The organism is Rickettsia montanensis str. OSU 85-930, from assembly GCF_000284175.1.
Lineage (GTDB): Bacteria > Pseudomonadota > Alphaproteobacteria > Rickettsiales > Rickettsiaceae > Rickettsia > Rickettsia rickettsii.
The window spans coordinates 974,219-998,911 of the sequence record NC_017043.1 but is presented as its reverse complement, the minus strand read 5'-3'; the positions used below and the strand labels follow the sequence as shown (position 1 = coordinate 998,911).

Genomic DNA, 24,693 nt, shown 5'->3' with positions numbered 1-24,693 from the left:
TAGAGATATTGTTACCGGCTTAGACCGGTTGTAGTAGTAAAAAAAGACTGGAAAGTTAATATTTGCATATTCATAAATTCAATATACAGTTATTATAGAGAGAAAAATTAGTGTTGCAATACTTGTCTAGAAGTTCTTTGGGGGGTATTGTTAACTAAAAGCAGATCAATTAATAAATTAACGTCATTGCGAGGAAAATTACAAAGTAATTTGTACGTCCGCAATCTCAGGAGTTTTATTATTTCATGAGATTGCCACATAACCTATGGCTACTCGCAAGGCATTGTTGCGTGAATCAATTTCACCTCTGTCATCCCGTGGCTTGACCACGGAGTGACACAGTGGGTTTTACCGGTCCACGCAACAATACCTCCTCGCAATGACGACTTAGGTATCTACGCAAAATGCTTTCGCAAGAATGACATCGAGAACTTTTTAAGAGCTATGCGGGAATAACAACGCCTCAGCCCTTACACCTCTTCAGATTGCTCTAATCCCTCTTCCTCTAACTCACTATCTTCTTCACTTTCAGAAGTTTCAGCAATTAAAGAGACAGACACGACTTTTTCACCATTATCTAGCTTAAATAGGATTACGCCGCTAGTGTTACGTCCCGTAACACGTACTGACTCAAGTTTACAGCGAATTAACTTACCACTATTGGTAATCAGCATTAACTCATCATCCATTTTAACCGGCATAACACCGACGACTAAACCAGTTTTGTCGTTAATATCCATATTGATTATACCGCTGCCGCCACGATCAGTAATTCTATAGCCATAAGCTGAGCTTCTCTTACCAAAACCGTTCTCAGTTACGGTTAAAATGAATTCTTCGGAATTTGCCATTTCCAAAATAGCCGGGGCAGTTAAGCTTACGCCAAGTTCTTCAGGATTAAACGCCTCACCTTTAGCAATCTCTAATCTCTGCTCCCACGGCACGGATAAATAAGCATCTCTATCCTCTTTTGTACTACTAATACCTTTAAGCACAGTCATAGAAATTACGGAATCCTCTTTGGCAAGCTTCATACCTCGTACCCCATCGGAAGTACGGCTCTTAATAACACGCAGCGATTCAACAGGGAATCTTAAAGCTTTACCGGCTTTGGTAGCAAGTAAAATATGCTCGTCTTCTTTACATGGTTTTACGGCTATTAATTTATCATCCTCATCAAGCCTAATAGCAATTTTACCGTTCGACTGAAGCTTTTTGAAATCTAATAAATCGCTTCTTCTGATATTACCCTTGGCAGTTGCGAACATAATATTTAAATTATCCCTCTCATCCTGATTTTCAGGTAGCGGCATAATATTCGTAATATGCTCATTTGCTTTCAACGGTAATATATTAACCATCGGTCTACCCTTGCCCTGCGGATTACTTAAAGGCAGTTTATACAGTTTTAAACTATAAACCTGACCGATATTGGAGAAGAACAACATAGGAGTATGAGTACTACCGACAAAAACTTGCGTGGTAATATCTTCATCACGCATTGAAAGCCCTGATCTTCCTTTACCGCCACGTTTTTGCGCACGATAGCTACTTAGAGGTACACGCTTGATATACCCGCCAAGCGTTACGGTTACAACCATTTCTTCACGCTGAATTAAATCTTCTATATCTTGATCAAATTCGCCGAATTCAATTGAAGTAAGACGAGGAGTCGCAAATTCTTCTTTAACTTTAATGAGCTCTTCCTTTAAAATTTCAAGTAACCTTGTACGAGAGCCGAGTATATTAAGATATTCGGTGATTTCCGTAGCGAGGTTCTTTAAATCCTCTTCAAGCTTGTTTTTCTCCATAGCGGTCAGGCGTTGCAATCTCATCTCTAAGATTGCCTTAGCTTGCACTTCGGTAAAGTTACATTTACCCTGCTCGTTTAACATTGCTTTATCATCAACCAACTTTACAAGAGGTAGGATATTTAATGCTTCCCACTGACGAGCCATTAATTCTTGTTTAGCTGCATTCGGGTCATTTGAAGCTTTAATAATACGTATTATTGCATCGATATTACTAACGGCAATAGTTAGTCCTAGTAAAATATGAGCTCTATCTCTTGCTTTATTGAGTAAATATATAGTACGGTTAGTAATGACTACTTCCCTAAAACTAACGAAAGCTGCAATTACTTCTTTCAAATTCATCACTTTTGGTAGCCCGTCTTTAAGAGCAAGCATAATAACACCGAAGCTAGTTTGTAACTGCGTACATGCGTATATTTGATTTAAGACTACTTCAGCAACTACGTCTTTCTTTAACTCAATAAAAATTCTTACACCGTTTTTATTCGATTCATCACGTAAATCACTTATACCTTCTATACGCTTTTCCTTAACCATTTCAGCGATTTTCTCAACGAGCCTTGCCTTATTTACCATATACGGTATTTCGGTAATAATAATTGCTTGACGGCTATTACCGATATTCTCAATCTCGGCTCGACCTCGCATAATGATACTACCTCTACCGGTAAGATATGCCGATCTAATACCGCTAATGCCTAAAATCATTGAACCTGTAGGAAAATCCGGTCCTTTAACGACTTCAAGTAAATCTAATATTTCTATATCGTTATTATCTATATATAAACAGCACGCATCGATAACCTCACCAAGATTATGAGGCGGGATATTAGTTGCCATACCGACCGCAATACCTCCGCTACCGTTCACCAATAAATTTGGAAACATTGCAGGAAGCACGGAAGGCTCTTCTTCAGAACCATCGTAATTAGGGTTAAAGCTGACAGTCTCTTTATCGATATCCTCTACGAGCTTATGCGAAACTTTGGCCATTCGAGATTCGGTATATCTCATTGCTGCTGCCGCATCACCGTCCATCGAGCCGAAATTACCCTGCCCGTCTACAAGCGGTAAACGCAAGGAAAAATCTTGTGCCATACGTACTAACGAGTCGTAAATAGCACTATCGCCGTGCGGATGGTATTTACCCATCACGTCACCAACTATTCTAGCGGATTTTCTGTAAGGTTTACTAGCATGATTACCGGCTTCATGCATGGAATAGATAATTCGGCGATGTACCGGCTTTAAGCCGTCCCGAACATCCGGTATAGCTCTACTTACTATAACGCTCATAGCATAATCAAGATAAGATACTTTCATCTCATCTTCGATGTTTACCGGTACTAAATTAGAAGAAGATTTATCAGTCACGATTACTTAGCCTTAAATTTAATGAATTATATTTAATAATAGAGACATAATAAATTTCTTTCAAGGATTGCTTATATTTATAATCGTGGCATTATTGCGCGGATGCCGATGTCATTCCTGTGAAAGCAGGAATCTAGTTTTTTAAGCAAATTATATACTAAATTTTTATGTAATTTTCTTTGTTTTATCATTTTTTACTGGATTCCCGCTTTCGTGGAAATGACATAAACGAGCCATACAACAAGGCCTTTAGTCGCTTACAATGACGACATCAACCGTCTCTAGGCAATAACATAATCGTAAGAGTTAACAAACTTTATTATATATTAGAATTATTTTATACTTTCTAAATATAATGAACGCTGCTCTATTCTTGTTATCTCATCTACCGTTACCTGTTCTTCTAACCTTTGTTTAAACTTAGATCTTAGTTTTTCTAAATCTTTATTTTTCTTAGAGAATGGTAATATTTTAGACAATAATTTATTATTTTTGTTGAACATGTAGTTGCTCCCGTGATTAAACTTAAATTGCTCAAGTTTTAACCACCGAAGATTTTAACTTCGGGTGGTTGGGGCGTTCAAAGAACCGTCACAGAACAGTTATAATAGCTTTTAGGTTTAAAGCTTACACTTTAAACCCTGTACATAGCTACTATCGCCCCGACCATGAAGTCGAGGATTATACCATTTATACGGCTGATAATACCGCTTAGGATATAGGCTTTGAAACCCCGGAATAACGTCACCGCTATTCTTGCAAGAGATTTTAGCCAATTTTTTGAAATATCAATTAGCTATCCATGTCATTCCTGCGTGGATCAGTTTTTTCGTCATTGCGAGGAAAATTACATAGTAATTTGACGCAGCAATCTTGAGAAGAATTCCTGAGATTGCCACGCTCACTAACGTTCGCTCGCAATGACGACTTGATATCCACGCAACAAAGCCTCCGCGGGAATGACATCGAGCTGGTTTTACCAAACCACTTAATAAAGCTTGTAGTTGATATAATGATAAATTTTAAGAATGTTCCTCTTCTTGCTGTTTATACCAAAGTTCGGCATAATAGCCTTTGTGCTGTAGCAAGGTTTTATGGTTGCCCCGCTCAACTATATAACCGTTATCTAAAACGATAATCTCATCTGCATCAATAATAGTTGAGAGTCTATGGGCAATGATAAGGGTAGTATGGTGAGCCGAGATCTCTTTAAGGCTTGCTTGAATTAGCTTTTCAGTCTTAGTATCAAGCGAACTTGTTGCCTCATCAAAAACATATATTGCTGGATTTTTTAAGATGGTTCTTGCAATTGCAATACGCTGTTTCTCACCGCCCGAAAGCTTTAAGCCTCTCTCGCCTACCTGCGTCTCATACCCTTCGGGTAACGTGCTAATAAACTCATGAATATGAGCATTTTTTGAGGCTACTATGATTTCATCGTAGCTTACTGCATTATTACCGTATGCGATGTTGTAACATATCGTATCGTTAAACAGTACCGTATCTTACGGGACAATTCCAATAGATTTACGCAGCGATTGTTGCGTGACTTCTCTTATATCTTGACCATCAATAGTAATATTGCCGCTATTAATATCGTAAAACCTAAAAAGCAAGCGTGATATCGTCGATTTCCCTGCCCCGCTACTACCGACTACTGCTAAAGTTTTACCGCCCTTGATCGTAAAACTTATATTATGTAAAATCGGACGTTCCTGATTAAAGCTAACATTATCGAAACTAACCTCACCTTTTAAGATCTTTTAAGATAATTAGCTCCTTAGCGTTCAAAGCATCCTCTACTTCTGCCGGTATATCAAGCAGCTTAAACATATCTTCCATACTAACTAGCGTTTTTAATTTCTCTATAAGCAAAGCCAAGTATTGAAAGCGGAATTGATAGCTGAAATAGATAAGTATTAACCATTATTAAATCGCCGACGGTCATTTTATTTTGGTTAATAGCATTTGCTGAAAGTATCATAAGGCTAACAAGCCCTAAGGATATTATAACATCTTGCCCGATATTTAAAATCGATAGGCTGTTAGTAGTTTTAGTAGCTGATTTTTCATAAGTTTGTAAAGCCTCATTAAACTTTATCGCCTCATATTCTTCATTACCGAAATATTTAACGATCTCAAAATTCAGTAAACTATCGATTGCTCTATTATTGGCGGTGCTATCGCTTTGGTTCATTCCCCTTGCAAAAGAAATACGCCAAGTACTGATTAGGCAAGTATAACCAACATAAACTATCATTGTTATTAAAATAGTTACGGCAAGCCAAATACCGTAAACATACCATAACATCCCGCTTACTAATATAATTTCTACGCTTGTCGGAAAAATATTAAATAACGAATACCGCAGTACCGCTTCAATACCTTTAGTACCACACTCTATTGACCTACTTAAGCACCCTGTTTTTCTAGTAATGTAAAAACGCATACTTAAATTATGCATGTACTTAAAGACATTTAGAGCAACTAAGCGAGTTGCTTGATGCCCTACTTTTGAAAAAATGATATTTCGTAATTCACTGAAAATTTGAACAAGTATTTTTGTTCCGCAATATGCAACAATAATCCCGATAATAACCGAAAGAGCAAAGTTTTTATTTAGCCCATCTATTATATATTTATAAACAATAGGAACGAAAATATTTATTACTTTAGCTATGACTAGACAAATAAGAGAGGTAACAATATGCAGGCGTATATCAAAATCCTTCGACCATAAATACGACAGAAGTAGATAGAATGAATTTTTGCGAGTTTTGTTTTTGGACATTTTGAAGTTTTTGTAGTTTTCAGCATCATTGCGAGCAGGCATTGCTCGCGTGGATACTAAATCGTCATTGCGAGCAGCCGTAGGGAGCGTGGCAATCTCATGAAATAATAACAAACTCCTGAGATTGCTTCGTCAATTACTCCGTAATTTCCTCGCAATGACGTTTTTATTAATTACGCTCCGGCAGCAGGTGAAGTCTTCTTTGGCTGATTTTCTAACAGCTTATCCAGCCTTCCCTCTTTTTCAAGATCAAACAGAGCATCACAACCGCCAACATGCATATTATCTATAAATATCTGCGGGACGGTCTTTTTTCCACCGGATTTCTTAATAAATTTTTCTTTCTCCTCCTGAGTAAAATTACTTACTTCAATTTCCTCATAAACAACATTTTTCTCATCAAGCAATGCTTTAGCTTTTATACAATAAGGACAACTAGCTAGAGTATAAATAATAATTGTGTGTAATATAGCTTTATTCATAATGTTATATTTTTTTGTTAGATTTTAATATATTATCTTAAACTGTAGTTTTTAAAGCAAGTAAAAATGCATGAATAATTTTTCTATTATCTCAGAATATAAACCGGCAGGCGATCAACCAAAAGCAATAGATGAAGTTATAGCAGGGTTAAGTAGCAAAAAACGCTCACAAATGTTGCTTGGTATTACGGGATCAGGCAAAACCTTTACTATGGCAAATATTATAGCGAGAACTAATCGTCCTACTCTTATTATGGCTCATAATAAAACTTTAGCTGCCCAAATCTATTCAGAGATGAAATCGATTTTTCCAAAGAATGCCGTTGAATACTTTGTCTCATATTATGATTATTACCAGCCCGAAGCTTATATAGCACGCACCGATACTTTTATAGAAAAAGACTCATCAATTAACGAACAGATTGATTTAATGCGTCATGCCGCTACAAGATCGCTATTAGAGCGTCGTGACGTTATAGTAGTTTCTTCCGTTTCCTGTATTTACGGGCTTGGCTCTCCCGATTTATATTACCAAATGATGGTTAATCTAGAGCCTGGTCAAAGCTACCCTCGTGATCAGCTACTAAACGATTTGATAAATCTACAATATGAGCGTAACGATATCGGATTTGAGCGTGGCTGTTTTAGAGTTAAAGGCGACAACATCGATATTTTCCCCTCACATTACAGCGATAAAGCTTGGCGTTTATCGTTTTTCGGTAATGAACTCGAATATATCCATGAATTTGATCCCCTAACAGGTGAAAAACTTGCTAAGCTCGATAAAGCTATGGTTTTTGGTAATTCACATTTTGTGATGCCTCAAGAAACGGTCAATAATGCCATATCAGGTATTAAAGAAGAATTACAAAAACGCTTAGAGTTTTTAAAGTCACAAGACAAACCACTTGAAATTCAAAGGCTAAATCAACGTACTCAATATGATCTTGAAATGTTAACGGAAACCGGCAGCTGTAAAGGCGTTGAAAACTACTCTCGCTTTTTCACAGGACGTAATGCCGGTGAGCCGCCTCCTACATTATTCGAATACCTACCAGAAGATGCATTATTATTTGTTGATGAAAGCCATGTATCCGTACCACAAATTAGAGCGATGTATAATGGCGATCGAGCAAGGAAAGAAGTTTTGGTAGAGCATGGGTTTCGTCTACCCTCTGCACTTGATAACAGACCTTTAAAATTTGAAGAATGGGAAAAATTTAGACCACAAACTGTGTTTGTATCTGCAACTCCAGGACCGTTCGAGTTAGAAGAAACCGACGGCACGGTTGTAGAATTGATTATCAGACCTACGGGGCTGCTTGATCCTGAATGTATCATCAAACCCGCTACTAACCAAGTTGAGGATTTAATTAGCGAAATTCAAACCACTATCGCTAAAGGTTTTCGTGTTCTAGTCACCACCTTAACTAAAAAAATGGCAGAAGATTTAACCGCCTATTTGCAGGAGCTAAAATATAAAACTTCTTATTTACATTCTAACGTTCATACTCTAGAGCGTATAGAGATTTTACGAGATTTAAGACAAGGTACTATTGATATTTTAGTCGGTATTAATCTATTAAGGGAGGGGCTTGACATCCCTGAATGCGGCTTAGTTGCTATACTTGATGCAGACAAAGAGGGGTTTTTGCGGTCGGAAGTATCGTTAATACAAACAATAGGAAGAGCTGCAAGAAATAGCGAGGGTAGAGTTATACTTTATGCTGATAAAATGACTAAATCTATCGATAAAGCCGTTAGTGAAACGTTGCGTAGAAGGCAAATTCAGCAGGAATATAATGAAAAACACGGCATAATTCCAAAAACCATCAACCGTGCTATTCACGCTTTAGCAGAATTTGAGAAAATCGATAGTAAGCTTGATAAAAAACAAGCTCATACTTTATTTGATAATCCTGCTAAGCTAAAAACCCATATTGATAAATTAAAGAAAGAAATGCTTAAAGCCGCAAGTAATCTTGAATTTGAACAAGCCGCAAAACTTCGTGATCAGCTAAAAACTCTAGAAGAGGCGGCACTCGAGTTGAGTTAATGGTGTGCGTTGTGGATACCAAAATCGTCATCGTCATTGCGAGGAAAAACTGTAAATTTTGACGCAGCAATCTCAGGAGTTTGTTATTATTTCATGAGATTGCCACGCAGCCTATGGCTGCTCGCAATGACGATTCAGTGTTGTCCACACAGGCAATACCATTAACAACACCTAAAACTCCTACGATGATACGGTGATAAGCCGTGTATATTAATAGCTTCGATATGTTCTTTGGTACCGTAGCCGGAATTTTTGTGCCATAAATATTGGGGAAATTCAGCACTTAAGTCTAGCATCAAACGATCCCTAGTAACTTTTGCAACAATAGAAGCCGCAGCAATCGATAATGATAAATTATCACCGTTAATTATACTGATAAATCTTTCATCCTTAAACTGCATATTACCGTCAACTAACACTATTTCTGGCTCAAGGCTAAGATTTGCCACAGCAATAGAACAAGCTTTTTTAGTGGCCTCTAATATATTAATATCATCAATTTCGGTATGAGAAATAATAGCAGTTGCCCAAACATAATTACTAGTGATTTGTTCATATAGTAATTCTCTTTTCTTTTTGGAAAGCTTTTTAGAATCTTTAATGCCCGTTATAATATTGGTGTTATCTATTATAACGGCACTTGCTACTACCGGACCTGCGAGCGGTCCTCTACCTGCTTCATCTATACCTGCTACAATACAGTTATGATATTTTTTTTCAAAATGTAATAGATCTACTTCCATAATTGTATTTTTTTAATTTTTGATATATGATAGAGCAGTTTAGAATTACAAAAAAGGAAAAGTGCAAAATTATTTTCAATTATTAGGACTTCCGCAAGAGTATAATATTAATTTAAAGATATTAGAAAAGCAATATTTTGCTATGCAGGTAAAATATCATCCCGATAAAGCAAAAACTTTGCAGGAAAAGGAACAAAATCTAATTACTGCGGCTGAATTAAATAACGCTTACTCTACTCTTAAAGATGCCTTAAAGCGTGCTGAATATATGCTGCTTTTGCAAAATATAAATTTGAATGACGAAAAAACACGTAGTTTACTTTCGCCGCTAGAATTAAGCATATTCTGGGATGAAATGGAAATAATCGAAAATACTATCTTATTTAGTGATTTAGAAAAAATCAAAGACAAATATGAATTAATGAAAAAGCTTGAAATTGATTCTTTAAAACAAGCTTTTGAAGAACAAAACCTATCAGACGCAACTATAAAAACTAGCAAGCTTAAATATATTGGGACATTGCTGCATAAACTGCAAGAAAAAATAAAATCATGCAAATAATAGAAATTAGGGAACCGGAGCAAGCTGATTTTAAGCAAGAACGACAAATAGCAGTCGGTATCGATTTTGGCACTACTAACTCATTAATAGCTATTGCAGCTAATAGAAAAGTTAAAGTTATTAAATCTATAGATGATAAAGAATTAATCCCAACTACTATAGATTTTACAAGTAACAATTTTACTATAGGTAATAATAAAGGACTGCGTTCTATTAAAAGACTATTCGGTAAAACATTAAAAGAAATTCTAAATACTCCGGCACTTTTTTCGTTAGTTAAAGATTATCTAGATGTAAATAGTAGTGAGCTTAAGTTAAATTTTGCAAATAAACAACTGAGAGTCTCTGAAATTGCAGCAGAAGTTTTTATTTACCTAAAAAATCAAGCAGAAGAACAATTAAAGACTAATCTAACTAAAGCAGTAATAACAGTACCTGCACATTTTAACGATGCAGCAAGAGGCGAAGTAATGCTTGCGGCTAAAATAGCAGGTTTTGAAGTATTAAGGCTAATTGCCGAACCTACTGCAGCTGCCTATGCTTACGGCTTAAACAAAAATCAAAAAGGCTGTTATTTAGTATATGACCTAGGCGGCGGCACTTTTGACGTATCTATTCTTAATATACAAGAAGGTATTTTTCAAGTTATAGCAACAAACGGCGATAATATGCTTGGTGGCAACGATATAGATGTAGTAATTACACAATATCTTTGCAATAAATTTGATTTACCTAATTCTATAGATACTTTACAACTTGCAAAAAAAGCAAAAGAAACTTTAACATATAAAGATAGTTTTAATTATGATAATATATCAATTAATAAGCAAACATTGGAGCAATTAATTTTGCCCTTGGTAGAACGTACTATCAATATAGCTCAAGAGTGTTTAGAACAAGCAGGCAATCCAAATATAGACGGAGTTATTTTAGTAGGGGGTGCAACCCGCATTCCTTTAATAAAAGACAAATTATATAAAGCATTTAAAATAGATATTCTATCAGATATCGATCCTGATAAAGCAGTTGTATGGGGGGCTGCATTACAAGCAGAAAATTTAATAGCACCACATACAAATTCATTATTGATTGATGTAGTACCTTTATCGCTGGGTATGGAATTATATGGCGGTATAGTTGAAAAAATCATCATGCATAATACTCCGATTCCTATTTCGGTAGTAAAAGAATTTACGACTTATGTCGATAATCAAACCGGTATACAATTTCATATATTGCAAGGTGAACGTGAAATGGCTGCCGATTGCCGCAGTTTAGCCCGATTTGAGTTAAAGGGACTTCCTCCTATGAAAGCAGGATATATTAGAGCCGAAGTTACTTTTGCTATTGACGCAGACGGTATATTATCCGTTTATGCTTATGAGAAAATCAGCAATACATCACATGCTATAGAAGTAAAGCCAAATCATGGTATTGATAAAACGGAGATTGATATTATGTTAGAAAACGCGTATAAAAATGCTAAAATAGATTATACTACAAGATTATTACAAGAAGCAGTAATTGAAGCAGAGGCTTTAATCTTTAGCATAGAACGTGCTATAGCGGAATTAACAACTTTATTATCGGAAAGTGAGATATCTATAATTAATTCTTTATTAGATAATATAAAAGAAGCCGCACACTCTAGAGATCGGATCTTAATTAATAATTCCATTAAAGAGTTTAAATCCAAAATAAAAAAATCTATGGATACAAAGTTTAATATAATAATTAATGATTTGCTAAAAGGCAAAAATATCAATCAAATTAAATAGCCTCAGTTATATATAATATATTATATATAATCGAACTCATTTAGATAAGGAAAAATAAGAAGAATGTCAGGAAAAATAAAAGTAACATTTATTATAAATGATGGAGAAGAAAAAACAGTAGAAGCACCGATAGGGCTTTCTATTTTAGAAATTGCCCATAGTAACGATCTAGACCTTGAGGGAGCTTGTGAAGGATCGCTTGCTTGTGCTACTTGTCACGTTATTTTAGAAGAAGAATTTTACAACAAATTAAAAAAACCTACGGAAGCAGAGGAAGATATGCTTGACTTAGCCTTTGGTCTTACCGATACTTCTAGATTGGGATGTCAAATTATTTTAACCGAAGAATTAGACGGCATAAAAGTACGCCTTCCTTCTGCTACTCGTAATATAAAATTATAATGGATTAAAAAAGTGATACGTAAAATACTTCTTTTTGTGTTTTTAGCCTTTACTATAATATGGTTTGCAACTGCATATACTATAAAAAATAACGTTGTAAGTTTAATTAAGAATTCTGAATCCGATAATCTTAAAATATCTTATAATGCAGTTAAGTTTTCAGGCTATCCTTTTAATTGGAAAATTACCGTAACGGATCCTAAAGTAAAATTAATTGATCATGTAAATTCTAAAGAATTTACATGCGAAAATATTGTCCTAAATATAGCTTTTAGTACTAAAAGAGCCGCTCTTAATTTCGGTCCTTTTATTAGAGAAGTCGATAATTACGGCGACAAAACATTTACCTATGATGTACGCAGCGATGATGACATAAAGGGTATAGGAAAATTTAATAAACCTTTATATAAAATATCAAAAGATGATAATTTAAAAGAAATATTAAAATCAATTCAGTTAAATAATAAAGCATTATTGATATTTAAAGATAATCAAGAAATCTTTAAAATTAATGATTTAGCATTTCTTATAAGAAAACAGAATTTAGCAAGTGAGGAAAATATATCCTTATTTTTAAATATGAATTATTATTCAGAAAAAGATATTTTGAATTTTAAAAATGCTAATTTAGATATTGCTGCTTCCTTAAAATTTGCTGAAGACGGAGAAGATTCAGCTATTTTACAAAATTTTAATATAGAAAAATTTATTTTTACTTGTGATAATGATTCTAAAGTTAATTTAAACGGTACTTTACAACTCTTTACCAATAAATTACCGAAAGGAAAACTATATTTTGAGCTGGAAAATTATAATTCCATAGTTGATAAATTATTACCGAATAATACTATTTTTTCTAAGAAAATAATTAAAACAATTATTGCTAAAGCAATTAATAAAGCTTCCGACGCGCAATTAAATACAGAGCAAAATGATTCAAATTCGGCTTACAACAATATAGAAAAAGCTAAGTTTGATATTGAGTTTTCAGACAAAGGAATAAATATCAGTTCTATTAATTTATTAGAACTAAAACTTGGTGAACATAAAGAAGACCAAAATACCGCAAATAATTTAAATTAGTTTTATGAACAATTTTAAACTAGCGACTATTATTAGCATATTTCTTATTTGCAGTAATATTTATGCTGCTCCAAAAGTCATTAAAATCGGTACCGGCTCTATTTTAAAAGGATATTATGCTATTGGACTTGATTTATGCAAGACTATTACAAATGATGATAAAAATAATGAACATATTAAATGCGAAGTTGTTGCAACAAACGGTAGTATAGAAAATTTAAAATTATTACAACAAGGCAAAATTGATTTAGCCCTAGTGCAAGCTAATATTGCAGTAGAAGCATATGAGGGCATAGGTTATTATCACGATCAAGAAAAAATGCAAAATTTACGTCAGGTGCTTAGTCTACATGATGAGTTTTTTACGGTTATTGTAAAAGATGAGGATAAAATAAAAGTTTTTGCTGATATTGACGGAAAAAAAATAACTAACGGTCCAGCATTTTCCAGTAGTAATATTACTTATGATGCCGTACGTTCTTTATATAAATTTGCTAAGGAACCTGAAGAGCTACACATTAATTATGAAGATTCTAGTGATAAATTCTGTAATAAGGCAATAGATGCTATAATAATGATGGTTGGACATTCTAACCCCTTAGTAAATTTAATAGCTAATAAGTGTGAAATTGATTTCGTTTCAATTGACAATGATAAAATAACGGAATTAATAAAACAAAATAGGGCTTTTCATAAAGCCATACTTCATAAGGGCTTATATCCAGGGATTACCGATGATCAAACTACAGTAAAAGTATCGGCAATCCTAGTAACTAGAGATGAGGCGAATCGTGATATTTTAGATAAATTTATCGGAGCTTTTCATAGAAACGTAGCAAATTTTAAACTTTCTAATTACTTATTAAATAACCTGGACATTAACTATTTCGCCGATACTAAAAATTTTGTTCTACCAAAACATGATTCAGTAAGAAACAAAAACTAACAATATCTTATGTCTGAAAATACTATATTTAAAAATATACTTATACCTATAGATTTAAATGATAAAAAATCTATAAAAGGTATTCTTTCTAAGGCTTTAATGCTTGCGACGAACTTTCAAGCAAAATTACATTTTATGTATGTAATTCCTGAATTCGGTACGAAAATGTTTGAAGATTATTTACCTAAAAATTGGAGAACGGAGAAAAAAGAAAAGTATAAAGCTCAAATTAAAGAGCTTATCAAACAATATATTCCCGATGAAATTGAAACAGATTATTATATAGGTAGCGGTGCCGTTTATGATGAAATCATTAAGCACTCTAATGAAATTAAAGCCGATTTAATAATAATCTCTGCAGTCAGACTACAATTAAAAGATTATATGCTTGGACCTAATGCTTCTAAAATCGTCCGTCATTCAGATATATCAGTGTTAGTAGTAAGAGACGAGTAATAAGTATTATTTACGACTCTTGGGAGTGCATTGCTAGCGTGGGTCCATAATCGTCATTGCGAGCAGCCGTAGGCTGCGTGGCAATCCACAAAAAATAAAAAAAATGCTAATTTATAGCATTTTTTTTAGGAAAAAGATTTTCGATAGGCTTGTTCCTCTTTCTGACTAAACCGTCCATACCAAGCCGATTATATTATATCCTACCCTCGTAGGTAGTGGCAGTCCACCGGCTACCACTATTACCGGTACAACAACAGAGGTATTAGCAGCTTTCGCTGCTTTTACTCCTTTTAATACCGCTTCTATTTTCTCATCACTTATTATATTAAGAAATTTTACAATTGCCTCTTTTGAGAAATCTTTAGTATTATTAAAGCTTTCATTTTTGCATTAAAATTATTTTGTACGGCGTCTGTTATATTTTGCTCTGTAATGGTTTTAGAAGCTTTAGATAAACCAGCTGCATTATTGGCTAAAACTTTTCTTAGTAATCTAGCGTTAGTATCAACTGCCGTTTCATAAATTCTTGATAATGTTGCTGGTGCAGCTTTATTTTATAAAAATGTTAGCCGCTATCTATATTACTTTCCACTGTTAAATTAACAATATTGTTATTAATCCAATTATTTATTTGAGTATTTACTTCGTTTGCTTTAGGAGTAAGGACTATATTATCGCATACGTCTTCTTTATTAAGAGCTAGATTCGGAAAATTTTAAAGTATTAAAATTATCAACAATTCTCTCTATTTCATTTTGATATAATTGTTTTCTTATCTTGTAGTTCATCTTTTATTTTTATTTCAGTACTTCTTGCCGTAATATGATTTTGTAAGTCCAGCGGTAATTTATCAAGTTGTATTACCTGTTAAATCAACAACTTCAACACCGACTGCACGTGCTTCTCTTCTTTCTCTAGCACCGTTAAGTACAGGAGCAACTGCTTGAAGTCTAGTGACTTCTATTATTTCGTTATTGAATAATCTTCTTTCCCCCGGCATAAGATCGTCAACAAGGTCACCAAAATCCGTACGGTCCTGAATTCCTTTTATAACATTAAGCTTTTGAGCAGGCGTTAATATTTGGTAGTCAGCAGTATAGTTTAATATATCATAGATTTCTATATCTGCTCTTGCTTCCCCGGTCATAGCGGTAAGGATTGCAGCATTAGCACAGCTAAGTAAGAATAATTTTGTAAGTTTAGAATTTATAGATTTAATATTTTTTAATATCTAATTTCTTTTTAATATATCTTAACAATTACTTAAAATATTAATACTTTTTTTATTATTAAAAATAGTGATACATGAAAAAATATTATGTCAAAAATTTATATTGATGGGCTATAAAATAGGATAGTAACGTGGATTTTATATGATATTTTAGTATTTATAGGAAATGTAAAGCTTAATTTTTACGTTTAGTTAATTTATTAACATCTCGTAGAGCATTATACGGTATTACTTCTATACATGCAAGCTATATTATTAAAATTTTCATTATTTTTAAAATGCTTTATAATGATTGTTATATAACATGATGTCATTCCCGCATGAATACCCAAGTCGTCATTGCGAGCGAATGTTAGTGAACGTGGCAATCTCAGGCATTTTTCCAATATTGCTTCGTCAAAACTTACAGTTTTTCCTCGCAATGACGAAAAAATCGTTCCACGCAACCGCGCTCTCTTGCCTACGCGGGAATGACATTAAATTATAAGGTATATACTTTGTCTCTCAAAACCAAATTACTTTTTATTACAATCAGCGGCATTATAATATTATATTTTGCTATTCCTCCTGCGCCTTTACTGAAAGACGTAAGTTTCTCACAAAGAGTATTTGACCGAAACGGCGAGTTAATGCGTATTTCGCTTTCTAAAGACGATAAATATAGGATATTCACTCCTATACGTGAAATACCGGCAAGTTTTATAGAAGCAGTACTATTATATGAAGACAAGCATTTTTATGAGCATTTTGGCGTTAACCCCGTTTCTTTAGCCAAAGCTTTTTATTCTACTTATTTACAGAATAATCGTAAAATAGGCGGCTCTACTATAACAATGCAAGTAGCACGTTTAAGATATGGAATAAACTCTTCTACTATTCTTGGTAAAATCCATCAAATCATTAAAGCTATTCATGTAGAGCTACATTATTCAAAAGATGAAATCCTAGAAGCTTATCTAAATCTAGTGCCTTACGGTAGTAATATTGAAGGGATCGCAGCCGGCAGTTATATTTACTTTAATCGTGACCTAAAAGATTTAAATTTGATCGATATTCTAAGCCTTGCAGTAATCCCACAAAATCCGCTTAAAAGAGGCGGGAATGATATTAATATTTTTAAAGCACGTAAATATCTATTTACCGAGTGGCTCACGATTCACCCACAAGATATTATTTATAATAAGTTAATTAGTTTGCCGATTAAATTTAATCAAAATAAAAAGCTTCCTTTTATTGCACCGCATTTTACTTTAGACATACTAGCAAATAATGATAGCCCTATTATACGCACTACTATAGATAAAAACCTGCAAGCTACTATAGAAAAACAAGTTCGGCTATATATTAATGATCGGAAAAAATATGGCATTAATAATGCCTCCGTAATCCTTATTGATTTTACTACTATGGAAGTGCTTGCAAGTATTGGCTCCGGAGAGTTTTTTAATAACGATATTTGTGGACAGATTAACGGCACTAAAAGCCATAGATCTCCAGGCTCAGCTTTAAAACCGTTTGTTTATGCACTTAGTTTTGATCAATCACTAATACATCCGTTAACTTTACTAAAGGATACACCTACTTACTACGATCATTATAAACCAGAAAATTTTGATAGTAGGTTTGCAGGCGGTTTAAGTGCTAGAGAATCGTTAATAAAGAGCCGTAACGTACCTGTAATATTTCTGGCGTCTAAGTTAAAAAACCCGAATTTTTATGAGTTCTTACAACAAGCAAAAATTAGCGGCTTACGAAAACCTGAAAATTACGGCTTATCTATAGTACTCGGCACAGCAGAAATTACTCTTGAAGAGTTAACTACTCTTTATGCTATGCTTGCTAATTTCGGTACTTATAAACCGCTTAGAAAAGTATTGGATTCTACTATGCCATTCCTGCGAAAGCAGGAATCCATAAAAAATGACCTAAATGTTGGAACAAAAATTTCATATGATTTACTGGATTCCTGCTTTCGCAGGAATGACACAGTAGAGGACAAGGATGACACGGACACCGTACTACTATCCCCCGAGGCAAGCTATTTAACACTTGATATTATAAAAGATACGACTCGTCCTATTACCTATAATAATACAAGACATAACTTACCGATTTATTGGAAAACAGGTACTTCCAGCTCATTTAGAGATGCACTTAGTGTCGGCATATTCGGAAAATACGTACTTGCTGTTTGGGTTGGGGATTTCAAAGGGCAAACTCACGGAACATTTACGGGTAATATTTCTGCAGCCCCTTTATTCTTTAATATTATCGAATCCATAGCTAGACCAAATAAAGATGAGGATTTAATCCTTTCAAAAATTAATACACTAAATATTACTAAAGTAAAAGTTTGTGCAGATACGGGAGATATCGATAACGACATGTGTACGGTTAAAGCAGAAACCTTATTCATTAAAGGCAAATCACCGATAAAACAATCCGGTATTTATAGAAAAATGTTGATAGATTTAAAAACCGGTATGCCTGCTTGTAACTTTATTAAAGGACAAACAGAATATAAAACAGTAAATTTATGGCCAATAGATATGCTTTCGGTTTATCAAAAAGCAGGAATACATATATTACCGAAATCGATACCTACAAACCATTGCAATAGGTTGATAAATTGGCATCATCAAAAACCTAAAATTATATACCCGTTAAAAAATTCCGTACATTCAATTAAAAATAGTGATAACATTACTTTTAGTGCGATTAGCGATAATAAAACCAACAACATTTTTTGGTTTGTGGAAAATGAATTAATAGCAACCGCAAAACCAAACGAAGCAGTAATATGGAAAGCAAAAGCCGGTGAATTTATTATTAGAGCTATCAGCGATAGCGGCGAAAGCGACAGTATAAAAATTTATATTAAAGAATAGATTAGCGGTTATATATGAAATTTAAAATTCCCACAGAAGTTGATATTAAACCTTTCACAGAAGAAGAAACTGCTCTTGATTCTTTAAAAGCAAATATTCTAAATGCATTGACTGAAGTGAATTATTCACTAATACCAGCAGGAAAAACACCAGAAGCTACAGTAGTAATAGGATTACCTTATAGCGGAAAAAGCACATTTTTAAATGCTCTTGAGAACAACCTTAAGATTATCGAAAACGGTCAAGAAATTAATACTATCCAATCAATTTTTGAAGACTTTAATGTATATACACCTCTTAACTACTCAAAATTTTTAGATAATAACTATGAGGGTTATATTAAACCATATTCCAATACAATATCCGGCTATAGAAAAAACTCTTTCTTGTTTTGAAGGATTAGCACAATTATCAGAATTTCAAGCTATCATATTAAACAAACAAGCTAATAACCTTATAGGGGTAATATTTCAAATTTTAGACTCTATTGAGAAATTTACAGACAATAAACCGGTTATTCAAGCTTACCGATATGTATTAAACCTACAAATTAAAGAATTATCATTATTTGAAGAAATGTTATCTACAACATGGTCTCAATCCAATGATTGCTATAGTTCCTTAATTGAAATATGCGATTTATTCATACAAAATAACTATCTATCTTCTATAAAAAATATAGAACCTAAACACGATCAACCAGTGCAATATCATAAAGAAGCCATAGAGTGGTTAAATAAGTACTCGGACAAAGCAGAAGTGACTCAAACTATAACTAGCTGCTACTCTAAAATAGGCGATATATTGAGCGAAGAAGAAGATTATAATGGAGCTTTAGCTAATTATAATGCAGCTCTAACATGTAATGAAGAACTTAAAGAAATGTACAATAAAATCGGCGATATGCTATTTAACTTAGGACGTGAAGACCCAGCTATCATATTTTATAGAAAGAATAATAAATTAGACTCTATATTAAAATGTTATGACAGTCTTATAAATAAGGATGAAAAGCCTATAAAATATGATTTATATATGGCCCAAGGAAATGAACTTTGCTTTCAAAAAACAACAGGAAACAGATGCTGCAGAATCATATTTTAAAGCAGCTGGTGTAAAAACAACGAGATGCAATGCTTATGGCATACAATACTTTCTTAGGAACCCCAAATAATAATGCAATTCAACAAACAGATATTTCAGAACAACAACAAAGAGAGGGATATCTTAATGGTATAATCGGCGATATTATTGATCTGTGACCGTTCACTGGTGTTAAGCGGCTTATTATTCCTCTCTGTCATCCCGTGATTTATTCACGGAATCCAGTAAAACATATAAAAATTTATTTTTATATGTTTATTTTGTTAAACATGTAGTGTAGGTAACAATATTGAAGTTATTTTTTTGGACCCCGTGTTCAGGCCACGGGGTGACAGTGAAAAACCCATGAACGCTCACATTGATCTATTTATCTCAGTAAATCATTTATGCTTACTTTAGCTCTAGTAGTTTTATCGACTTGTTTTACGATAACTACGCAATAAAGTCCAGGCTTACCGGCTTCCTTAGCAGGTAATACTCCTGGAACTACAACGGAATAAGCCGGAATTCTGCCGTAAATAATTTCACCTGTATCTCTGTATACTATTTTTGTAGAGCTACCGATAAACACCCCCATACTAATTACTGCTCCTTCCTCTACTATTACACCTTCTGCTATTTCCGATCTTGCACCGATAAAACAATTATCTTCAATGATAACAGGCTTTGCTTGCAACGGCTCAAGCACCCCACCTATTCCCGTACCGCCTGAAATATGGCAATTCTTGCCGATTTGAGCACATGAGCCGATAGTAGCCCATGTATCAATCATTGTTCCCTCATCTATATAAGCACCTATATTAATGAAAGAAGGCATAATTACAACATTTTTAGCTATATAAGTACCGGTTCTAACAACAGCTCCGGGCACTTTGCGTATAGCTGCTTCTTTGAATGTATTTTTATCAGTATCTGCAGAAAATTTAGGAGCGACTTTATCATACCAACTATTATAATTGTTATTATAAAGTTGTGATTCCGTAGTGATAAAATATAGCAATATAGCTTTCTTTACCCATTCATTAACTTGCCAACTATTTTCTTTCTTTTCACAAACACGAATCGTACCTTGATTTAAGCTTTCTATACTATCATTAAGAGTTTGCTTTAATGTTATAAGCTTTGAAGAATCTTGAAGAAGTTTGTCCTTAATTTGCCAAGCTTCTTCAATTTCTTTAATAAGAGAGGACATATCTTTTAACTGTTTTATTGCCAAAAATAATAAATGAGATTATCATGAAGTCAAACATAATAATTATAATTAACTATGTATATTACTTGCCCAAATTGCCAAACAAGATTTATTGTTACAAGCAATCAAATAGGTACTAACGGACGACGAGTAAAATGTTCCAAATGTAGCCATTTGTGGTATCAGAAATTAGACTATAATACTAGTACATTAAATGATTTTAAAGACAAAGTAAACACGGGAACTATTAAAACCCCTATTAAAAATCATTACAATGCTAATGTGCCGGTTATTTTACCGTATATTCCTCCTAAGAAAAAATATAATATATTTCCAATATTATGGACTAGCTTTATAATTTTTTGTTTAGTGATATTACTAATAGATAGCTTTAAATTCTTAGGTAAATATGATCAATTAAAGATAGAAGAAATTAATTTAGGCAAATCTCGTCATATAGGCGGTATGAAGATATTTTATAAATTATCTAATGAGTCTGATTATTTAATTTCCGATCCTATAATCAAAGTGAGAGTAATGGATACTAATAATCAAGCTTTAGATGAATATGTATCAATTACAAAACTACAAACAAAAATCCCTGCAAAACAAGCAATATATCTAGAAATGAATATTGAAGGGATCCCTATTACAGCAAAATATATTGATATTGCTATAGGTAATAGATTAGGACTTTTATTTAAGTGAGGACGTTGTTGCATAGACCGACAAAATCCACTGTCATCCCGTGGTTTAACCACGTGGTCCATCAAAACAATTAAAACACTATTGAGTATTGTACGAATGTTGCCGTTGACCTGAGTACAAAGGCAATTGATGTCATTCCCCCCACGTAGGCGGGAATCCAGTAAAACATATAAAAACTTGTTTTTATATGTTTATTTTTATTAAATATGTAACCTATATTAAGGTTGTCTTATCCCTGCCTTTGCAGGAATGACATACTAACCGTTCATACAATAGAGAGTCAAGCCACACTATAACACCTAACGCATTTTTCGCCCCACGCAACGATGCCATATGGGGATGACATAGGGGCTATGCAACAACATCACTTAAAAATAAAAACACCCATAAGCCGAAGCTTATGGGCATTACTAAAGATATAATAATTTTTTCGTGTATTAGGAAACACCACAACTTGAGCTATTAGTATCACTTGATACCATATTAACAATATCTGGAGCTTTAAATAATATAATGATTGCAGTAACTACCACTAAAGCTACTTCCCACTGCAATTTCCCTCTTAATGTTTGAATTCCCAGAACAATTATACCGACAACAGCTATACCTTTTGCAGTATTGCCTCTGAATACTTTAATTAACTTACATAATGCCTCACCTACAGGATCGCCAGCATTACTACCACTACCTAAGCTATCAAAAGCTACCATAATAATAGCCACGCTTAGAACAGTAAATAATATGCGTAATGATAGATTATAACCGATTAATTCTTCGTTTAATTTACGAATAGGAAAGTTCATATGTTTTACCTCAATAAAATAATTAGCATTTAAAGGATAATGTATAATTTATTTACATATAAATCAACTCCTAAATATATGCAATTTTAATTAATATGCAAAAATATTTTAAAAACACTTATTTTAAGTAACATTATAATCACATATAGTATAATTTAACTTCCAAATATATAAACAAACGTAAATAAAAATAACCAAACCACATCCACAAAATGCCAGTACCATGCAGCACATTCAAACCCTAAATGTCCATTACCTTCTGTAGTAAAATCTCCTCTTTTTGCTCTAAAACAGCAAATTATTAGAAATATAGTACCTATAATTACATGAGCTCCATGAAAACCCGTGGCTAAATAAAAATTAGAAGCATATATACCATCTGTAAATTTAAACGCCGCATGGTAATATTCATATGCCTGCATAGTTGTAAAAAATATTCCAAGCAATATGGTAAGAACAAGTGCAGTTACACAATCTTTTTGATTTTTTTCTTCTAAGGCGTAGTGAGCCCAAGTAACGGTAGTGCCTGATAAGAGTAGTATTAAAGTATTGATAAAAGGAATATCAAACGGCTCAAAAGTTTTAATTGTAGGTGGAGGCCAAATGCCCTGCTTTACAACCCATACACCGTCTAAAAGACCTACGGGTGATAGACTTGATTTAAAAAAAGAAGCAAAAAATACACCAAAAAATACTATTTCCGTTAAGATAAATAACGCCATACCTATTTGTAAACCTTTTCTAACAGGACTAGTATGCTGATGTTCGACTATTCCTTCTTTCACTACATCTCTCCACCAAGAATATAAACAGTAACCTACTGAAATAATCCCTGCAGATAAAATATATACATTAAATTTGTAGCCATGCATGAACGAGACGCCGCCTATAACCAAAAGAAGTAAAGCAAAAGATGTTAGGACGGGCCAAGGGCTTGGGTCTACTATATGGAATAAGTGCGATTTAGTAATAGAATATGAATTATTTAAAATTATCTTTTGACTCATATTGTTATTTTATATTTCCTAATTATCACCAATAACAAACTACAAAAGTAATCTGTTATTCGCATGAGTGAAAATAAATATAAATTATTATTGATGTAAAAGCAAATTCTAGAAGCAGATTATATAAAAAATATGCCACATAACTCAGAATTACATTATTTATTATTAATGACAACTACAATCTCTTGACTCTTTATATTATTCAACTAACATATGGACCGCTAATAATGTTTAAGCTCCATTGTTGCAAGACCAATCTGTCAAAACTTAATGTTAAGTTATGCCAGGAGTCTATTATTATAAGCGAGTAAAATCATGAAGTATAATGGAGGTTGTTGTCTTACAGCAACGGAGCTTAACCACTGGCACCTTTATTTATTAATTCTAGATTAGGTTTAGGCATAAATTAAATAAAGGAATTGCGAGTAGTATTAGCTATGTTTGATAAAAATAAAGATTTATTAATTCTAAAAAATACAAGTACAAAAAATAAAGAAAAAATTTAAAAAAGTTTTTCTTTTCATCACCATTTCTAATAATATTATTAATGTTTTTTTATTATCTTCTTAATATCTTAGAAGTAAAATATTTCTAGATTTTTCAACTAATTAAGCTGTTAACTCTAAATTTTCTTACTTAAAATTATAGAGATACGACAAATTATCTTCACTATTTTACTAGTTATTTCTGCAAATATTGCCTCAGTACTATCATTCATTATAGCAATATTTTTATGTTCAATTTCATCAAGTCGAAATTTAATAATATTATTTAATAATTCTGGCTCAACATTTTTATTTTCTAAATAATTTATTTGCTGTTCATAATGTTTTTCTATTACTTCTTCTACACTCTCGGTAATAAGCATCACCGTTTTTATTCCCATCAAAGAAGATAAAGCACCAAGTAAAAATCCGTAATGATGCCAAAAAAATAATAAAAACGTGGGTCTTACTTCTTTTTCCAGTAATTTTTTTTCAAAATAATTTAAATGCACTTCTTCGTGGTCAAGCATTTCTTTAATCAATATATGATCATTTTGAGATTTAATATATTTTAGCTGTCCTTGATAAATTCTTTTTGCACCATATTCTCCGGCATGATTAACTCTAATTATCTCGTGAATTTGTTTGTCAGGATCAGAAAAATCAGGTCTAGGCATAATGTATACTCGTTTAATTTGACAAATTGGCTACGTCATCTTATAAGAGCTACGGTGCTCACGTATTAAGTATACGCCCCGCTCGCTCCTCGCCTTATAGTCTCCTTGCGC

The 24,693-nt window shown here is 33.3% G+C and carries 21 protein-coding genes and 2 pseudogenes; 12 read left to right on the top strand and 11 right to left on the bottom strand.

Annotated elements, in window-relative coordinates:
* Positions 1-470: 470 nt before the first annotated feature.
* From gyrA to grxC, 5 genes and pseudogenes are all read right to left on the bottom strand, one after another.
* Positions 471-3,188: a DNA topoisomerase (ATP-hydrolyzing) subunit A gene (gene gyrA, locus MCI_RS05375; RefSeq protein ID WP_014409986.1), complete on the bottom strand. Its 2,718-nt coding sequence runs from the start codon at positions 3,186-3,188 to the stop codon at positions 471-473.
* 332 nt (positions 3,189-3,520) lie between these two features.
* Positions 3,521-3,691 (bottom strand): hypothetical protein, encoded by a 171-nt coding sequence (locus tag MCI_RS09095; protein WP_014409985.1) that lies wholly within the window; start codon positions 3,689-3,691, stop codon positions 3,521-3,523.
* A gap of 117 nt (positions 3,692-3,808) precedes the next feature.
* Positions 3,809-3,964 carry a hypothetical protein gene (locus MCI_RS08625; RefSeq protein ID WP_156794972.1) on the bottom strand — a complete coding sequence of 52 codons (156 nt, stop codon included), beginning with the start codon at positions 3,962-3,964 and terminating at the stop codon, positions 3,809-3,811.
* 246 nt (positions 3,965-4,210) lie between these two features.
* Positions 4,211-5,979: pseudogene (locus tag MCI_RS05370) on the bottom strand (ABCB family ABC transporter ATP-binding protein/permease).
* Positions 5,980-6,152: 173 nt separating this feature from the next.
* Positions 6,153-6,461: a glutaredoxin 3 gene (grxC, locus tag MCI_RS05365; protein ID WP_014409983.1), complete on the bottom strand. Its 309-nt coding sequence runs from the start codon at positions 6,459-6,461 to the stop codon at positions 6,153-6,155.
* 70 nt (positions 6,462-6,531) lie between these two features.
* Between grxC and uvrB the strand changes: the two genes are divergently transcribed.
* Entirely contained in the window at positions 6,532-8,517 is a 1,986-nt protein-coding gene (gene uvrB, locus MCI_RS05360) for an excinuclease ABC subunit UvrB (protein ID WP_014409982.1), read from the top strand.
* 161 nt (positions 8,518-8,678) lie between these two features.
* On the opposite strand, the gene MCI_RS05355 is transcribed toward uvrB, so the two are convergent.
* On the bottom strand, positions 8,679-9,260 hold the full coding sequence (locus tag MCI_RS05355; protein ID WP_014409981.1) for a ribonuclease HII: 582 nt from the start codon (positions 9,258-9,260) through the stop codon (positions 8,679-8,681).
* A gap of 61 nt (positions 9,261-9,321) precedes the next feature.
* Between MCI_RS05355 and hscB the strand changes: the two genes are divergently transcribed.
* The 6 genes from hscB to MCI_RS05325 all read left to right on the top strand — a co-directional run bounded on the left by hscB (position 9,322) and on the right by MCI_RS05325 (position 14,487).
* Positions 9,322-9,822, top strand: a complete 501-nt coding sequence (gene hscB / locus MCI_RS05350; RefSeq protein ID WP_004996487.1) for a Fe-S protein assembly co-chaperone HscB — start codon at positions 9,322-9,324, stop codon at positions 9,820-9,822.
* Positions 9,813-11,600, top strand: coding sequence for a Fe-S protein assembly chaperone HscA (hscA, locus tag MCI_RS05345; RefSeq protein WP_014409980.1), 1,788 nt, complete (start codon positions 9,813-9,815; stop codon positions 11,598-11,600). The genes hscB and hscA overlap by 10 nt, the downstream gene beginning before the upstream one ends.
* Positions 11,601-11,663: 63 nt before the next feature.
* Positions 11,664-12,002 (top strand): ferredoxin family 2Fe-2S iron-sulfur cluster binding protein, encoded by a 339-nt coding sequence (locus MCI_RS05340; protein WP_010423662.1) that lies wholly within the window; start codon positions 11,664-11,666, stop codon positions 12,000-12,002.
* Positions 12,003-12,014: 12 nt separating this feature from the next.
* A complete protein-coding gene (locus MCI_RS05335) occupies positions 12,015-13,085 on the top strand; it encodes a hypothetical protein (protein WP_014409979.1) in 1,071 nt (356 codons plus the stop codon).
* A gap of 4 nt (positions 13,086-13,089) precedes the next feature.
* Positions 13,090-14,031 carry a TAXI family TRAP transporter solute-binding subunit gene (locus MCI_RS05330; RefSeq protein ID WP_014409978.1) on the top strand — a complete coding sequence of 314 codons (942 nt, stop codon included), beginning with the start codon at positions 13,090-13,092 and terminating at the stop codon, positions 14,029-14,031.
* 9 nt (positions 14,032-14,040) lie between these two features.
* Positions 14,041-14,487 carry a universal stress protein gene (locus MCI_RS05325; RefSeq protein ID WP_014409977.1) on the top strand — a complete coding sequence of 149 codons (447 nt, stop codon included), beginning with the start codon at positions 14,041-14,043 and terminating at the stop codon, positions 14,485-14,487.
* A gap of 856 nt (positions 14,488-15,343) precedes the next feature.
* On the opposite strand, the pseudogene MCI_RS05320 reads toward MCI_RS05325, so the two are convergent.
* Positions 15,344-15,634 (bottom strand): annotated as a pseudogene (locus MCI_RS05320) (hypothetical protein); the annotation flags it as partial.
* Positions 15,635-16,215: 581 nt separating this feature from the next.
* On the opposite strand from MCI_RS05320, the gene pbpC reads away from it, so the two are divergent.
* From pbpC to MCI_RS10340, 4 genes are read left to right on the top strand one after another with little or no spacing between them, the layout of a single operon-like run.
* Positions 16,216-18,606, top strand: coding sequence for a penicillin-binding protein 1C (pbpC, locus tag MCI_RS05315; RefSeq protein WP_041404246.1), 2,391 nt, complete (start codon positions 16,216-16,218; stop codon positions 18,604-18,606).
* A gap of 14 nt (positions 18,607-18,620) precedes the next feature.
* Positions 18,621-19,001 (top strand): hypothetical protein, encoded by a 381-nt coding sequence (locus MCI_RS05310; RefSeq protein WP_014409974.1) that lies wholly within the window; start codon positions 18,621-18,623, stop codon positions 18,999-19,001.
* Complete coding sequence (locus MCI_RS09980; protein WP_014409973.1) at positions 18,934-19,710, top strand: tetratricopeptide repeat protein; 777 nt, start codon at positions 18,934-18,936, stop codon at positions 19,708-19,710. The genes MCI_RS05310 and MCI_RS09980 overlap by 68 nt, the downstream gene beginning before the upstream one ends.
* A gap of 35 nt (positions 19,711-19,745) precedes the next feature.
* Entirely contained in the window at positions 19,746-19,868 is a 123-nt protein-coding gene (locus MCI_RS10340) for a hypothetical protein (protein WP_269479122.1), read from the top strand.
* Positions 19,869-20,077: 209 nt separating this feature from the next.
* On the opposite strand, the gene dapD is transcribed toward MCI_RS10340, so the two are convergent.
* A complete protein-coding gene (gene dapD / locus MCI_RS05295; protein WP_014409971.1) occupies positions 20,078-20,902 on the bottom strand; it encodes a 2,3,4,5-tetrahydropyridine-2,6-dicarboxylate N-succinyltransferase in 825 nt (274 codons plus the stop codon).
* 75 nt (positions 20,903-20,977) lie between these two features.
* Here dapD and MCI_RS05290 point away from each other — a divergent pair, with 75 nt between their 5' ends.
* Entirely contained in the window at positions 20,978-21,610 is a 633-nt protein-coding gene (locus MCI_RS05290; RefSeq protein WP_014409970.1) for an MJ0042-type zinc finger domain-containing protein, read from the top strand.
* Positions 21,611-22,047: 437 nt separating this feature from the next.
* On the opposite strand, the gene MCI_RS05285 is transcribed toward MCI_RS05290, so the two are convergent.
* The 3 genes from MCI_RS05285 to MCI_RS05275 all read right to left on the bottom strand — a co-directional run bounded on the left by MCI_RS05285 (position 22,048) and on the right by MCI_RS05275 (position 24,582).
* On the bottom strand, positions 22,048-22,413 hold the full coding sequence (locus MCI_RS05285; protein WP_014409969.1) for a TrbC/VirB2 family protein: 366 nt from the start codon (positions 22,411-22,413) through the stop codon (positions 22,048-22,050).
* A gap of 155 nt (positions 22,414-22,568) precedes the next feature.
* A complete protein-coding gene (locus MCI_RS05280; RefSeq protein ID WP_014409968.1) occupies positions 22,569-23,420 on the bottom strand; it encodes a cytochrome c oxidase subunit 3 in 852 nt (283 codons plus the stop codon).
* 622 nt (positions 23,421-24,042) lie between these two features.
* A complete protein-coding gene (locus tag MCI_RS05275) occupies positions 24,043-24,582 on the bottom strand; it encodes a demethoxyubiquinone hydroxylase family protein (protein WP_014409967.1) in 540 nt (179 codons plus the stop codon).
* Positions 24,583-24,693: the final 111 nt, after the last annotated feature.